Annotated in this window: 14 protein-coding genes (1 of these 14 only partly in view); all 14 read left to right on the forward strand. The window is 50.4% G+C overall.

Features of this window, described 5'->3' with window-relative positions; genetic code table 11:
• The first annotated feature begins 48 nt into the window (after positions 1-48).
• Complete coding sequence (locus OXB_RS05405) at positions 49-2,457, forward strand: SpoIIE family protein phosphatase (RefSeq protein ID WP_052483878.1); 2,409 nt, start codon at positions 49-51, stop codon at positions 2,455-2,457.
• 34 nt (positions 2,458-2,491) lie between these two features.
• Positions 2,492-3,925 carry a tRNA lysidine(34) synthetase TilS gene (gene tilS, locus OXB_RS05410; protein ID WP_052483879.1) on the forward strand — a complete coding sequence of 478 codons (1,434 nt, stop codon included), beginning with the start codon at positions 2,492-2,494 and terminating at the stop codon, positions 3,923-3,925.
• Positions 3,926-3,944: 19 nt separating this feature from the next.
• Positions 3,945-4,487: a hypoxanthine phosphoribosyltransferase gene (gene hpt / locus OXB_RS05415; protein ID WP_041072508.1), complete on the forward strand. Its 543-nt coding sequence runs from the start codon at positions 3,945-3,947 to the stop codon at positions 4,485-4,487.
• 131 nt (positions 4,488-4,618) lie between these two features.
• Entirely contained in the window at positions 4,619-6,625 is a 2,007-nt protein-coding gene (ftsH, locus tag OXB_RS05420; protein WP_041072510.1) for an ATP-dependent zinc metalloprotease FtsH, read from the forward strand.
• 155 nt (positions 6,626-6,780) lie between these two features.
• Complete coding sequence (locus OXB_RS05425) at positions 6,781-7,590, forward strand: type III pantothenate kinase (RefSeq protein WP_173425996.1); 810 nt, start codon at positions 6,781-6,783, stop codon at positions 7,588-7,590.
• A complete protein-coding gene (hslO, locus tag OXB_RS05430) occupies positions 7,583-8,470 on the forward strand; it encodes an Hsp33 family molecular chaperone HslO (protein WP_041072513.1) in 888 nt (295 codons plus the stop codon). The genes OXB_RS05425 and hslO overlap by 8 nt, the downstream gene beginning before the upstream one ends.
• Positions 8,448-9,362, forward strand: a complete 915-nt coding sequence (locus OXB_RS05435; RefSeq protein ID WP_041072514.1) for a peptidyl-prolyl cis-trans isomerase — start codon at positions 8,448-8,450, stop codon at positions 9,360-9,362. Before hslO ends, OXB_RS05435 begins: the two co-directional genes overlap by 23 nt.
• Before the next feature lie 151 nt (positions 9,363-9,513).
• Positions 9,514-10,437: a cysteine synthase A gene (gene cysK, locus OXB_RS05440; RefSeq protein WP_041072515.1), complete on the forward strand. Its 924-nt coding sequence runs from the start codon at positions 9,514-9,516 to the stop codon at positions 10,435-10,437.
• Positions 10,438-10,881: 444 nt separating this feature from the next.
• Positions 10,882-12,306 (forward strand): anthranilate synthase component I family protein, encoded by a 1,425-nt coding sequence (locus OXB_RS05445; RefSeq protein ID WP_144399652.1) that lies wholly within the window; start codon positions 10,882-10,884, stop codon positions 12,304-12,306.
• A gap of 7 nt (positions 12,307-12,313) precedes the next feature.
• Positions 12,314-13,177 (forward strand): aminodeoxychorismate lyase, encoded by an 864-nt coding sequence (pabC, locus tag OXB_RS05450; protein ID WP_041072516.1) that lies wholly within the window; start codon positions 12,314-12,316, stop codon positions 13,175-13,177.
• Positions 13,168-14,025, forward strand: coding sequence for a dihydropteroate synthase (gene folP, locus OXB_RS05455; RefSeq protein ID WP_041072518.1), 858 nt, complete (start codon positions 13,168-13,170; stop codon positions 14,023-14,025). The genes pabC and folP overlap by 10 nt, the downstream gene beginning before the upstream one ends.
• A 4-nt stretch (positions 14,026-14,029) precedes the next feature.
• Positions 14,030-14,398: a dihydroneopterin aldolase gene (gene folB, locus OXB_RS05460; RefSeq protein WP_041072520.1), complete on the forward strand. Its 369-nt coding sequence runs from the start codon at positions 14,030-14,032 to the stop codon at positions 14,396-14,398.
• Entirely contained in the window at positions 14,395-14,892 is a 498-nt protein-coding gene (folK, locus tag OXB_RS05465; RefSeq protein ID WP_041072522.1) for a 2-amino-4-hydroxy-6-hydroxymethyldihydropteridine diphosphokinase, read from the forward strand. The genes folB and folK overlap by 4 nt, the downstream gene beginning before the upstream one ends.
• A gap of 216 nt (positions 14,893-15,108) precedes the next feature.
• A protein-coding gene (gene lysS / locus OXB_RS05470; RefSeq protein ID WP_041072524.1) for a lysine--tRNA ligase crosses the window boundary here: on the forward strand, positions 15,109-15,176 show its beginning. The gene runs 1,423 nt beyond the window's last position; the window shows 68 of its 1,491 coding nt (coding positions 1-68); its start codon is at positions 15,109-15,111; its stop codon lies off the right edge, out of view.

Consider the following 15,176-nt stretch of genomic DNA (forward strand, 5'->3'; position numbering starts at 1 on the left):
TCCTTCTATGTATACTCAATGAAAAGTGAACATAGGGGGAAATGGGATATGAAAATGATGAGCAATGTGGAACATTCAGCTGGGCAGTCCATCCGTATGTATATCGAGGCAATCGGAAAACGTAAAATGTATCTATTCATCTCACTCTTATTTTTGCTCGGTTCCTTCTTTTTATCGCAAGCGGTCTTGTTTGATGCGGCTGTTCCGTTCTTCCTTCCGGTGTGGGCATTGGCGAAGGCACGTTTCCGAAGACATTTGATTTGGGTCTTTATCGGCGGTATGGCCGGAAGCGCTTTCCTTGGACTTGGACAAGCGGTCCTCCACCTTTTGCAACTTATTCTATTCAATGCAGTCATCAAATACCCATTCACACGGAAATCCGTTCCCATCACCGTTGCGGGTTGTCTAATCGTCGTTCAAGTCGTATGGCAGTTCATCATGCATGCAGGGCAGCCGCCGGTCATGGTCCAGCTGGCCATCGGATACGAAGCGGTGCTTGCCTTATTCATGACCTTTTTCCTGTTTGTCGCCTTTCCCCCGATCGACCGCCTTTATTTTGAAAAATGGACGCCGGAACGTTTGAGTGCGGCCTGTATTATCGGTGCGATGGCGGCGACCGGGATGAGCGGGGTGATGATCGGCCATGTATCAATTGCAAGTACTCTGATCCATTTGACGATTTTGCTCGCGGCTCTGGCGGGCGGAATTCCGTTTTCGACGACGGTCGCGATGATCATTGCAGCTATCATTGGCATAGCAGAGTTATCCTTCACCGGGATGATGGCTGTGTATGGCATGACCGGCTTCCTCGCGGGTGCTTTAAGGCGCTTCGGCAAGATGGGTATTGCCATGTCGGGCCTATTCGTGTCGGTGTTCTTTCTCCTTTATGATTTGACACTGCCATTGGATACTTCCTATTTTGTATCGATCGGAGTGGCTTCGGTATTATTTCTATTGATTCCTACCAAAAAGGTGGAGCCGCTCCGTCATGCGCTGTTTCCGGAACAACAGGAAGTTTCGGAGAAGCGGCAAAAGTGGCTGGCCGAGCGCTTGGATGAACAGTTAGCGGACTTCCAGCAATTTGCGGAGTTCATGTCCACGCTCGTCAAAGACCGATTCTCCTCGACGGATGCAGCGGCCGTACGAGCGGTTCCCTCCATCTGTCAATCCTGTTTCCGCTATTCGAAATGCTGGGAAGGACAGGATGAAGAGATGCCGCGCTTATTTCAGGCATGGGAGGCGACGTATTCTGTGACGAAGAAGGCGGCGCGCCATAAAGTGGAAGAAAAGATACGTTATAAATGCATCCGCTTCACGGGGCTCGTCGCGGAGCTGGAGGAGCAGTCTGCCAGCCGTCTTTTGAACGGCCAGCTTCAGCATGGCCGTAAGATGTTGGCCCTCCAACTGAGGGATATGAGCGCTCATCTAGAGAAGATGATGAATGAAATCAAAGAGGACATTTCCGTCTACAAACCGGATGAGGAGGAGATTGCCAAGTCGCTGAAAGAAAGGAACATCGAATTTTTCCAGATCGATATTCTGTCAGGTGAGAGGGGGGCCCGCCGGATTGTCATCTGTATCCCGGAAAAGCGATCCGATTTCGAAACGGATACGACCGTGGCGGAACGATTGGTGCTGCCGGTATTGGAGGAGCAGTATAATGAACCGTTCCAAGTCGTCAAGTCGTCTGTCCAGCAGCATCCGTTCCCTCATTTACAATTGACATTCGGTTCCGCTGTTCGTTTTTCATTGGAATACGGGATTGCAGCGGCGTCGGGAAGTGGGTCCTTCCAAGCGGGGGACGCTTATGAAGTTTTTCCAATCCATGACGGTTTGACGGCTGTTCTGCTGTCGGATGGAATGGGACAGGACTTGAATGCCTACCGGGAGAGCAGAAAAGTGATCCGGTTGATGCGTGAGTGCTTAAATCGGAAGATGAACCCTGAAACGGCAATGCACACGCTGCATTATATGATGGCGCTGAATGGGTTGGACGATATGTACGCCACGCTGGATCTCGCTTTGGTCGACTTGCAGGAAGGCCGTCTGTGGTCCTGGAAGGCCGGATCCATGAGTACGTATATCAAAAGAGGGGAAGACTTTATCAGATTGGACAGTAAATCGGTCCCGGTCGGCTTTTTACCATCATTTTCAGTGGAGGCAAAAAATGAAGAAGTGAAATCGGGTGACTTGATTATCATGATGACGGATGGTCTGTTAAATGGCGAGATTTCATTGGAAATACAAGAGAAGGCAATATACAGCACACTTGAAAGATACGGACATTCGGATTGTGATAAGATCGCCGACCGGATTATGAATGAAATGGAGCGCAGGTTCAGGGCGATAGGGGATGACCGGACGGTGCTCGTCATGAGGGTGGACCATTCCCTTCCGAAATGGACTGGATTCAGACCGAATTCACCGGTTATTTCCCGGGAAAAGATGATAGGATAGAGAGAAGTGAAAGAGTTGGAGGGATGGTGAAGCTTTGGGAGGATTCGAACGGACCGTTTTACGTTTCATTGAGAAAAATGGACTTGTGAAACGAGGGGATCGTTTGTTGATCGCTTGTTCAGGGGGCATCGATTCCGTTGCGGTTCTCCATTTTATGGCGAGCCGCCGAAAAAGGTGGGGGATCGATGTCGCGGCTGTTCATGTGGATCATATGTTAAGAGGGGAGGAGTCTGCCGAGGACGGTGTGCTGGTGAACCGCTTATGCAAGAGGTACAGCATTCCGTTTTACGGCAGAAGTGTGCCTGTCCCCGACATACTTGCAGAAAAGGGGGGCAATGTCCAAGCGGTATGCCGTATTGGAAGATATGCTTTATTTGAAGAAATTATGCAAAAGGATGATTTCGCCAGCTTGGTGACGGCCCATCATGCCGATGATCAGCTGGAAACGATGTTGATGCAGATGACCAAAGGGAATCCGCCGCTCGGCATGCCGGCAGAACGGGAAATGGTCATCGGCAGGCTGATCCGTCCGTTCTTCCCGGTTACCAAAGCGGAAATTAAGGCGTATGTTGCGGAGAATGGATTACCGTATCGAGAAGACCCAAGCAATGAAAGCGACGACTACATGCGGAACCGCATCCGTCATCAGCTACTGCCCTTCATCTTGGAGGAAAATGCATCGGCGGCTGTGAATGCCGTCCGGATTTCCAACAGATTGCAAGAGGATAATGAGTTGCTTTGGCAGCTTGCCGAGGAGCGGGTTGGCCAATTCGTACAATTTGATGAAAACGCACTCCCTTTCATTGAAGACAATGCCTTTTTCAGCATGCCCGCCGCTTTACAAAGGAGGGCGATTCCTCTACTATTGAATTATCTTTATGATGGTCGGCGTTTATCGGTGGAATACCGTGACGCGCTAACTGAACAACTGCTGCGTCATGTTTCTTCGCAACAAGGAAATGTCACGGTTGACCTGCCGGAAGGATTTCGTTTTGTAAGGGAATATGGCAAATTGTTTTTCATTCAAAGACGAATTGCCGATGAACCGACAACTCAAAAACGATTGGAGAAAGGCGTTTGGACTCCATGGACAAATGGGCTCGAGCTTCTTTGGGATGATGCACACAAAGTAGAGGAAGACATGCTGGAGGATGGAACCGAAATCATGTATTTCACTCTCCCCGATGCGGCTTTTCCGCTTTTCGCACGGACAAGGGAGGACGGCGACCGGATCCTATTGGAAGGGATGCCGAATCCGAAGCGGCTATCGAGGCTGTTCATCGACGAAAAGATCGCAAGGACGGAACGCGATCGTTTGCCCGTAATTGTTACCGCCCAAGGGGATGTATGTGCTGTACCAGGAGTGCGATACGGCACGGCTTTCTCGAAGAGGAGGACCGGCCAGCCATACATATTTGCAATGAAGAGACGAACTGCACTTGCAGAAGATAAACTCCTAGAGAATTAGTGGAAGAGGGTGGATTTCGATGTTGGCAAAAGATATCGAAGAAGTACTGATTACGGAAGAAGAAATAGAAGGAAAAATTAATGAGCTCGGTGCCGTTTTAACCGAAGAATACCAAGATAAGTTTCCGCTTGCCATCGGTGTGTTGAAAGGTGCATTGCCTTTCATGAGCGATCTGATGAAGAAGATTGACGCTTACATCGAATTGGATTTCATGGACGTGTCCAGTTATGGCAACGCGACCGTCTCCTCAGGTGAAGTGAAAATCATCAAAGACTTGAACACCAGCGTAGAAGGACGGGATGTCCTTATTATCGAGGACATTATCGACAGCGGAAAAACATTAAGCTATCTCGTTGACCTGTTGAAATATCGGAAGGCCAACTCCATTAAAATTGTAACTTTGCTGGATAAACCGACCGGGCGTAAGGTCGATCTGAAAGCTGATTATGTTGGCTTCATCGTCCCGGATGCCTTCGTCGTAGGGTATGGTTTGGACTACGCGGAAAAATACAGGAACTTGCCTTATATCGGCGTATTGAAAAAGGAAATCTATTCTTTCTAAGAGATTGCCCGAATAGCCTTTTTGGCGTTGCCGAGGGAATACTCTTTATCTAAGGCATTTCCTTTGGAGATTGAAACCAACCTATGTTAAGATTTACAATAGTTTTCTTTTACTGAGTGAGGAGGCTTGGGATGAATCGGATATTTCGTTACTTTCTATTATATGGATTGATATTCCTGGCAATCATGGGAATATTCAGTTCTTTAAACAGTACAAATCCGAAGTTGAAAGAGATTACTACCAGTGAATTCATCTTAGCTCTGCAAGATGGGGAAGTAACCTCCTTGACACTCCAACCAAATCAGCTTGTATATGAAGTTAGAGGGGAAATGAAGGGTTACGAGAAAGGCGAGGAATTCGTAACGAATATTGCGCAGAATGATGATCAGCTGCTAAGTAATATTCATGAACTTGCCCGTAAAATGGAAATTGATGTAAAAAAAGCACCTGAAACAAGTGCTTGGGTTTCTTTCTTTACTGGTCTTGTCCCGTTTATTATCATTTTCATCCTTTTCTTCTTCCTGTTAAATCAGGCGCAAGGCGGTGGCGGTGGCCGTGTCATGAACTTCGGGAAAAGCAAGGCGAAGCTTCATACGGATGATCGGAAAAAAGTCCGTTTTACAGATGTTGCAGGAGCGGATGAAGAAAAGGCGGAGCTTGTGGAAGTCGTTGATTTCCTGAAAGATTCGCGGAAGTTTGCGGAAGTCGGCGCACGGATTCCAAAAGGGATTTTGCTCGTCGGACCTCCGGGTACCGGTAAGACGTTATTGGCCCGTGCAGTTGCGGGTGAGGCAGGCGTGCCATTCTTCTCGATCTCGGGTTCCGATTTCGTGGAAATGTTCGTTGGGGTCGGGGCTTCCCGAGTACGTGACCTCTTTGAAAACGCGAAAAAGAATGCACCTTGTATCATATTCATTGACGAAATCGACGCGGTTGGCCGTCAACGGGGTGCAGGCCTCGGCGGCGGACATGATGAGCGGGAACAGACATTGAACCAGTTGCTCGTCGAAATGGACGGCTTCGGGGAAAATGAAGGCATCATCATCGTGGCAGCAACAAACCGACCGGATATTTTGGATCCAGCCCTATTGCGTCCCGGCCGTTTTGACCGGCAGATCACTGTCGGAAGACCGGATGTCAAAGGACGGGAAGCTGTTTTGCGCGTGCACGCACGCAATAAGCCTCTCGATGATTCAGTCAACTTGAAGGCACTTGCTCAACGGACGCCAGGTTTTTCCGGTGCGGATCTGGAGAACTTGCTGAACGAAGCTGCGCTCGTGGCAGCACGCCGCGGCAAGGATAAAATCGATATGGCCGACATTGACGAGGCGACAGACCGTGTCATTGCGGGACCGGCGAAAACGAGCCGTGTCATTTCGGAAAAAGAACGGAATATTGTCGCATTCCACGAAGCAGGCCATGTTGTCGTCGGCTTGATGCTCGACGATGCGGAAATCGTCCACAAGGTAACCATTGTCCCACGCGGCCAAGCGGGCGGATATGCCGTCATGCTGCCGAAAGAGGACCGTTACTTCATGACGAAGCCGGAGCTTTTGGATAAAATTGCAGGGCTCCTCGGTGGCCGTGTAGCGGAAGAAATCGTCCTTGGTGAAGTGTCGACCGGGGCACATAATGATTTCCAGCGCGCCACAGGTATTGCCCGATCCATGGTGACGGAATACGGAATGAGCGATAAGCTCGGACCGATGCAGTTCGGCCAGTCCCAAGGCCAAGTTTTTTTGGGCAGGGATTTCAACTCCGAGCAAAATTATTCTGAATCCATTGCTTATGAAATTGACCAAGAAATGCAACGCATCATTAAAGAGCAGTATGAGCGGACGAGACAGATTCTGACGGAAAAACGGGATCTGCTTGACTTGATCGCGACTACACTTCTTGAAGTGGAAACTCTTGATGCCGAGCAGATCAATCACTTGAAAGACCACGGCACATTGCCGGATCGACCATATGAACGGAATGGCAAGGACAAAGATGCTATCGCCGTTACAGACAACGAACAAGACTCCGCGATCCCGGATGTCACGGGCGCACCTACGGATCCTTCTATCGGCGACTTGCCGAAAGAAAACAGTGGCGACCGTCCACTGAGACCGATCGACGAAGAACGTAGGGACTGAACGATGAATGATAGCCGACTGTTTCTTTCGAAGCGGTCGGCTATTTTTCTATTAGTCTTCATAGTATGAAATTTCCCATTCGCATAAGTCGGAACCTGAGTCGGATTTATGGTATGATGTGGTGGAAAAAAGTCGGAATAAGCGAGGAAACCATTATGATCTTAGTGTTAGATACCGGTAATACGAATATTGTCCTTGGGGTATATGAACAAGAAGAGTTGAAATACCATTGGCGAATGGAAACATATAGGCATAAGACGGAAGACGAGTATGCCATGCAAGTGAAGTCTCTCTTCACGCATGTCGGTCTTTCTTTTGATGATATTAACGGCATCATCATTTCATCCGTCGTCCCGCCTGTCATGTTCCCGCTGGAGCAGATGTGCCGAAAATACTTCAACCAAAAACCGCTCATTGTCGGACCGGGCATGAAGACCGGTTTGAACATCAAGTATGAGAATCCACGTGAGGTCGGAGCAGACCGGATTGTAAACGCCGTAGCCGCTATCCATGATTACGGTGACCCGCTCATCATCGTCGATTTCGGAACTGCCACGACCTATTGTTATGTGAATGAACGCGGCGAATACATGGGTGGCGCCATTGCCCCGGGAATCGGCATCTCCATGGAAGCCCTATTTGACCGGGCATCCAAGCTGCCGCGTATTGAATTGACCCGGCCGGAACATGTCATAGGAAAGAATACGGTAGCCGCCATGCAGGCGGGCATCGTCTATGGCTACGTAGGCCAAGTCGAAGGTATTGTTGCCCGGATGAAAGCACAAAGTAAAGTGGAACCGACCGTCATTGCAACCGGGGGACTTGCCGATTTGATAGCAAGCGAAACGGATGTCATCGATGTTGTTGATAATTTCCTGACGTTGAAAGGGCTTCATTTGATTTATGAACGAAATATGAGTGAACGAGAACTTCCCCGAGTGAAGGAGAGATTGAACAATGAGTGATTACTTAGTGAAAGCCGTTGCATATGAAGGGACGATCCGGGCCTATGCCGTCCGATCGACCGATATGGTGGCCGAGGTGCAGCGTCGGCATACTATGTGGCCCACTGCAACTGCAGCACTCGGCCGGACGATGACGGCGGCGGCCATGATGGGTGCCATGGCGAAAGGAAACGACAAGCTGACGATAAAAGTCGAAGGGAACGGGCCGATCGGTGCGATGATAGTCGATGCCAATGCCAATGGCGAAGTACGAGGCTATGCCACGAACCCCCATGTCCATTTTGAGTTGAACGACCAAGGGAAATTGGATGTTCGACGTGCTGTCGGAACAGAGGGAATGTTGACGGTCGTAAAAGATCTCGGTCTGCGTGATTTCTTTACCGGTCAAGTTCCGCTCGTTTCGGGGGAAATTGCCGAGGACTTCACGCAGTATTTTGTCGTTTCCGAGCAGGTTCCTTCCGCTGTGGGGCTTGGGGTGCTTGTCAATCCGGATAATACAGTGAAGGCGGCAGGCGGTTTTATTATCCAAGTAATGCCAGGGGCTACTGACGAAACAATCAGTCTGTTGGAAGAAAAGATCGCCAGTGTAGATCCGATTTCAAAACAGATCGACCGGGGCTTGACGCCGGAAGAAATCCTCGGTGAGGTCCTAGGGACGGAACAAGTGACCGTCTTGGATCGTTTGGATGTAAAGTTCTCATGCAATTGCTCGAAGGAACGATTCGGGAATGCCATTATCGGGTTGGGTGAAAAAGAAATTCGGGAAATGATTGAAGAGGACGAAAAAGCGGAGGCACATTGCCATTTCTGCCTGGAGACGTATACGTATTCAAAAGATGAACTAGAAGGTTTTATCGATGAAATACGGTCACAATCCTAAGGAAGTTCCCCCGAAACGAAGATTGAAGACCAAGCCGCTCCTCATTTTGATCGGTATCCTGTTTGCTTTCAATGTCCTCTGGTTCATCGGCTGGTTGATTCCCGACAAGCCTAAGAATTCGGATGAAGTCGTGGCGACGGTTGCGGGGGAGCCGATCATGCGGGAGGAGTGGCTGACAGCTATGGAAGAGGAAGTGGGCCGTGAAACGTTATTGGACCTGGTCAATGGACGGGTTATGGAAGCGGCGGCCAAGCGGTATGGCATCAAGGTGACCGATCAAGAAATTGATACGGAGCTTGCATTGATCGCTTCCGTCGGAGGTCAATCGTACTCCGGCCTGGACGCTGAAAAGATGCGCCAAAAAGTCCGTTCCAATTTGATATTGGAAAAGGTATTGACCAATGATGTCATCATCCACGATCAGGAGATCGAAGATTACTATGATACCAATACGAGCCTCTATCATATTGAGACTTCCTATCGTACTTCCATGATCGTCTTGCCGAGTAAGGAAGAGGCAGAACAGGCCGCCGAAGAGTTGGCGGATGGATCGAATTTTGCGGTCCTCGCCAAAGAGCGGTCCATCGATGCAGCCTCGGCAAGCCTTGGTGGGGATGTCGGTTATATCAACGATTCGACAAATGCCATCGACCAGGCGATAGTGGAGGCGGCTGTCGGGGGCAAGGTCGGGAAACCGAGTGATGTCATCCAATTGAAAGACGGTACATATGCAATTGTTCTTGTCAATGAAGTGGTGGAAGGGCGCTCCTTCAAACTGAACGAAGTCAAAGATCAGATTAAGCGTGAATTGGCCTTGGAACAATTGTCCCAGTCCGTTAGTCCAGAGATGTTCTGGAAAGAATTCGACGCGGAATGGTTTTATGGGAAATAAAGAAAAAGCTGTCTGCGGGCAGCTTTTTTGCTTATCAAGATATTTTGTTAGAAAATTAGGGTAAATTTCAGAGGTATCCTCATTGACAAAAGTCACAATTCAGTAGTACAATAAAACATATTAATATAGTAGGGATTGGGAGAGGATAGGAATGAGTAGAGTCGGAAATTCGATTGTAGATTTAGTTGGAAAGACACCGCTCGTGAAGTTGAACCGTTTGACAGGGCCGGAAGACGCGGAAGTATACTTGAAATTGGAATACTTCAACCCGGGCTCCAGCGTCAAAGACCGTATTGCGCTTGCCATGATTGAAGCTGCTGAGAAATCGGGAGAATTGAAAGAGGGCGGCACATTGATCGAGCCGACTAGCGGAAATACGGGAATCGGTTTAGCGATGATTGCCGCGGCGAAAGGATATAAGGCTGTTCTCGTCATGCCGGATACGATGAGCTTGGAGCGCCGCAATTTGCTTCGTGCGTACGGGGCGGACCTTGTTTTGACACCGGGGTCGGAAGGAATGAAAGGTGCCATTGCAAAAGCGGAAGAACTGGCGAAAGAGAATGGCTGGTTTGTGCCACAACAATTCAACAATGAGGCAAATCCGGAAGTCCACCGTTTGACAACTGGTCCGGAAATCGCCGATGCGTTGGACCGTGTCGATGCTTTTATTTCTGGCATCGGTACTGGTGGAACGATTACAGGGGCAGGCAGCGTATTGAAAGAACGCTTCCCGGAAGTGAAAATTGTGGCGGTCGAGCCGACGGATTCCCCGGTCCTTTCGGGCGGCAAACCAGGTCCTCATAAAATCCAAGGGATCGGCGCCGGGTTCATTCCGAAAGTATTGGATACCGAGATCTATGATGAAATCATCCAAGTGTCCAACGACGAATCATACGAAATAGCAAGACGTGCAGCGCGCGAAGAGGGAATCCTGGGAGGCGTTTCTTCGGGCGCAGCCATCTTTGCGGCATTGAAAGTGGCAAAAGAACTGGGTAAAGGCAAAAAAGTCGTTGCCATCCTCCCATCGAACGGAGAACGCTACTTGAGCACCCCGCTCTATCAATTTGACGAATAAGGGATTTGCGAAAGAAGGAGTCTAATTGCTCCTTCTTTTTTATTACTTAGGAAATTATAAAATTCGGGCATGTGGATAACCTTCAAAATTAGGTTTGTTTACGTCCAGCTCCGGGCGCTAGAGGCTCGGGGTCATAAGCCAAAGCTGCTCTGTGGCAAAAAGCGCCACGCCGCATCTTCGTCTTATGCCTGTCGCCTCTGAGCAAGCGCCCTGCGCTTTTGTTCTTGGGTTGGTGCATAAACCGGTATCGCTGGGAATGGCGTGAGGTGTTGAAACTGTCATGGGGCGGCGGGACTGGCATGCCCCCAAAAATTCCTTCCCCCGCACCCGAGCCCAAAGCAGAGCGGAAGGAAAAATCCGGGCGGCCTCCGGTTTCGGAGTAGCGTAATCGCCTTCTGCCACGGTAAGATAGAAGGACTATGAATGAACCAGGGGGAACGGAACATGCAAGGACAGAAACCGGGCTATACCACGACGAAAATGACGAAGGAGCAATTTTTCCAAGCTTATAAGAAATTGGCGCAGGGGGATGAAAAGCATATTCTTCTGGAAAGCGGGCGGGGTGGCGAGATGTGCATTGCGGGAATTGATCCGCTTGTCACGCTACAGGCAATGGAAGGGGACCGGCTCCGAATGGAATGGCGCGACGGCCGGAGTGAAATCCGGGAGGGCGATCCTCTCCACCTGCTGACGGAATTCGTACAGGATTTTGAGATGGAGCGCGTGCCGGAACTGCCGGCTTTCCAAGGCGGAGTGCTTGGTTTTATCAGCTATGATTATGTGCGCCGCTATGAAACTTTGCCGGATCTGGCACAGGATGACCTCGGAACGCCGGATCTGTATTTTTATTTATTCGACCGGTGGGCGGTGTTTGATATTGCAACGGAGACTGCATATTTCATGACGCTTCCGGATTGTCAAGAAGCCCCTTCTGCCGTAGCGGCCCAGTGGTTGGATGCGGCCTCCGCGACTCAAAAGCCGAAATGGGAGAATGTGTCGGCGGACTATAAAATGCCGGAACAAGTCGATGTCTCCGTAACAGGCCCCGAATTCGAGCAAATGGTGCGCGACGTCCAGCATTATATTGCGCAAGGCGACGTCATTCAAGTGAATTTGACCGTTCGCCAATCACAAGCGTCGGCGGTCGCTCCACTTGATATGTACGAAGCGCTCCGAGCCTTGAATCCATCGCCTTACATGGCCTCCCTCGGCGCCCCGGAATTCGCGGTCGTCTCGGGCTCTCCTGAACTCCTTTTGAAAAAGCGCGGCGATGAATTGAGCACCCGGCCGATTGGCGGGACGAGACGGAGAGGGCAAGATGAGAAGGAAGACGCCGCATTGCAGGCGGAACTCTTGTCGAATGAAAAAGAGAAAAGTGAACATAAAATGCTCGTCGACCTGGAAATGAAAGATTTCGAAGGCGTCTGTATGCCTGGCACCGTCGAGACGGATGAATTCATGGTCATCGAAAAATATTCCCACGTCATGCACCTCGTCTCGAATGTCAGGGGAACGGCCGCGGAAGGGTTGTCGAACGCGGAAATCATCCAAGGAATCTTCCCTGGCGGATCCATCACAGGCGATCCGAAACTTCGGACAATGGAAATCATCGAGGAATTGGAGCCGACGCGGAGAGGGCTTTACACCGGCTCGATCGGCTGGTTTGATTTCAATGGGGATGCGGAACTGAATATCGTCATCCGGACCGCTTATATCAAAGACGGCATCGCTCATATCCAGGCAGGCGCGGGTCTCGTGGCGGAGTCTGTCCCGGAAGCGGAGTACATCGAATCGTTGAATAAGGCAAAAGCCCTTTGGCAGGCGAAGGAAATGGCGGAATCACTGAACCGGATAACGGAGGAGGGATAAGGCATTCATGTTATGTTGGATGAATGGTGAATATCAAGAGGCTGCGGAGTTGACCATTTCCCCGTTCGATCATGGCTTCCTCTACGGAGTCGGTTTTTTCGAAACGTTTCGGACCTACGAGGAACATGTATTTTTATTCCGGGAGCATATGGAACGATTGCGTGCTGCGCTTACTGAATTCCGAATTTCGATGCCTTACGGAGACCGAGAGATATTGGATGCAGTACGGCGGCTCGATCGGGATGCGGGCGATGGGGATGGCTACTTCCGGCTGAATGTCTCGGCGGGCGTGCATGATATCGGGCTGGCTCCGAGTGCCTATGAGACTCCGAATGTCATCCTGTTTCGTAAAGCACTCTCTCCCGCAGTGCGCGGAACGGAGAAACAAGGTGTTTGGCTCGAGACTCCGCGTAATCGGCCGGAAAGTGATATCCGGCAAAAATCGCATAATTTCTTGAACAATGTCAGGGGCCGACTGGAGCTCCCATCCTTGAAGGATCAAGAGGGGCTTTTCCTGACGGCGGACGGGCATGTGGCGGAAGGTGTCACGTCCAACGTCTTCTGGATGAAAGGCGGAGAACTATTCACGCCCGCTATCGAAACGGGAATCTTGCCAGGAACGACGCGGGCATTTCTGCTGCGATTGGCGGAAGTTTCGGATATTCGAGTGAATGAAGGGTTTTATCCGAAAGTGACGGTGGAGGCTGCGGATGAAGTGTTCGTCTCCAATGCTGTCCAGGAAATTGTGCCGTTGTCTTCCGTGGGGGGGATTCCATTTCCCGGAGTGTCGGGGGTTTATTATAAAAGACTGCATGACGCCTACGTGCAAGCAATAGATGAAATGAAAGAGAGTGGACTGGAATGGAGTTAGCGAATGCTCGGGACGTCTATCGATTCGGCAAAGCCGAATTGGATTTCCGGAATGAGACCGTCGTGATGGGAATTTTGAATGTCACGCCGGACTCGTTCTCGGATGGCGGACGTTTTAATACGATTGATACGGCCTTGCAACGGGCGGAGATAATGGTCCGGGAAGGTGCCAAGATCATCGACGTCGGGGGTGAATCCACCCGTCCCGGCCATGTTCCGATTTCGTCGGGTGAGGAGATTGAACGGATTACCCCGGTCATCGAGGCGCTGACTCGCAAACTGGATTGCGCCGTATCGATTGATACATATAAATCGGATGTGGCCGAGGCGGCTGTCCAAGCGGGCGCCCATATTATCAACGACATTTGGGGGGCCAAGCATGATCCGGCAACTGCTCAAGTTGCGGCGAAATACGGAGTGCCTATCATCCTCATGCACAATCGCAAGGAAGCCGTTTACGATGGTCCTATAATGGAGGAGGTTCTTGCCGACTTGGAGGATAGTGTGTCGATTGCGCTGGAAGCGGGTGTGCCAAAGGACGATATCTGGCTCGATCCAGGCATCGGCTTCGCCAAGGACACCGCCCAGAATATAATTGTCATGCAAGGGCTACAGCAGATTTCCGACATGGGTTACCCCCTCCTGCTTGCCACTTCCCGGAAACGGATGATCGGCAATGTGCTGGGCCTGCCGGTGGATGAACGGATGGAAGGCACGGGGGCGACGGTCTGTTATGGGATGGAGCGTGGTTGCCACATGGTGCGCGTTCATGACGTGAAAGAAATTTCTCGGATGGTGAAGATGATGGATGTCCTGACAGGGAAAACGGCGTTCGTGGGAGAGGAGTGACGATGTGGATTATATTCATTTGAATGAAATGCAGTTTTTCGGATATCATGGCGTCTTGCCCGAAGAGACAAAGCTCGGGCAGCGTTTTAGGGCATCCGTGACGCTGGCGCTCGATTTATCGGAAGCCGGAAAGACGGATGCGTTGGAGAAGACGGTGAATTATGCGGAAGTGTACAGTGTATGCAAATCTGTTGTAGAAGGAGAACCGCTCAAGCTGATCGAGTCCGTCGCGGAAGAGCTGGCGGATCGGATTCTGAACAGTTTCGGGGAGCAAGTGCTCGGCGTCCGTGTCCTGCTCGTCAAGCCCGATCCGCCGATCCATGGGCATTATGCTTCTGTAGCAGTTGAAATCACAAGGGGGCGGTTTACGTGAACGTCGCTTATCTTTCAATCGGCTCGAACATCGGCGATCGGCTCCGCCACTTGCAGGAGAGTGTAAAGGCCCTTCATTCCCAGGAGGGGATTGAAGTGACGGCGGTGTCGTCCATTTATGAAACAGAGCCGATCGGCTATATCGGCCAGGCGGACTTTTTGAATATGGCCGTGGAACTTCAGACGGACCTGGACCCTTATGCTCTGTTGAATGTATGCCAGCAGATTGAGTATGACCAGGGACGGAAACGGCTGATCCGTTGGGGACCCCGGACCATCGACCTTGACATATTGCTTTATAATAACGAAAATATTGAATCGGAGAACCTAATTATCCCCCATCCGCGTATGCAGGAGCGGGCCTTTGTTCTTGTGCCCCTTTTTGAAATAGCGCCTGAGCTTGCTATTTCGGGAAAAGCGGTTCAAACGAATGGCGTGCGTCTGTGGAAGAAAATCGATGAAGTCACTTCTTTTTTGAGTGAAACTCTCTTGTAAAGGCCATTGATCGAACGCATTCGCTATTGAAATGGCCTAGCGTGGACAGGGAGTGGCCGATTTTAGTGCAGTTTGATAGGGAAAATTCGAGCTGTCGCATCGTTGTGACAGCTCTTTTAGGTTTATCGACCAAGAAAACGTGTCGGGGCGGCCCAAATTGTGTACAATAGGTGCATGCTATCCTGTGAAGCGGATAAACATGAAGGAGTGAAAGAAATGTCCCATCTGGACGAATTAAATGATCAGCTTTTGGTGAGACGCCAGAAGATGGAAGATATACGGGA

It is taken from the genome of Bacillus sp. OxB-1, assembly GCF_000829195.1.
Classification (GTDB): domain Bacteria; phylum Bacillota; class Bacilli; order Bacillales_A; family Planococcaceae; genus Sporosarcina.

Bases quoted from the DNA above. Each gene is read 5' to 3' on its own strand.
- OXB_RS05405 (WP_052483878.1), top strand. From the start codon at position 49: ATGAAAATGATGAGCAATGTGGAACATTCAGCTGGGCAGTCCATCCGT.
- ftsH (WP_041072510.1), top strand. From the start codon at position 4,619: ATGAATCGGATATTTCGTTACTTTCTATTATATGGATTGATATTCCTG.
- pabC (WP_041072516.1), top strand. From the start codon at position 12,314: ATGTTATGTTGGATGAATGGTGAATATCAAGAGGCTGCGGAGTTGACC.
- cysK (WP_041072515.1), top strand. From the start codon at position 9,514: ATGAGTAGAGTCGGAAATTCGATTGTAGATTTAGTTGGAAAGACACCG.
- hpt (WP_041072508.1), top strand. From the start codon at position 3,945: ATGTTGGCAAAAGATATCGAAGAAGTACTGATTACGGAAGAAGAAATA.
- OXB_RS05445 (WP_144399652.1), top strand. From the start codon at position 10,882: ATGCAAGGACAGAAACCGGGCTATACCACGACGAAAATGACGAAGGAG.
- OXB_RS05425 (WP_173425996.1), top strand. From the start codon at position 6,781: ATGATCTTAGTGTTAGATACCGGTAATACGAATATTGTCCTTGGGGTA.
- hslO (WP_041072513.1), top strand. From the start codon at position 7,583: ATGAGTGATTACTTAGTGAAAGCCGTTGCATATGAAGGGACGATCCGG.
- folP (WP_041072518.1), top strand. From the start codon at position 13,168: ATGGAGTTAGCGAATGCTCGGGACGTCTATCGATTCGGCAAAGCCGAA.
- OXB_RS05435 (WP_041072514.1), top strand. From the start codon at position 8,448: ATGAAATACGGTCACAATCCTAAGGAAGTTCCCCCGAAACGAAGATTG.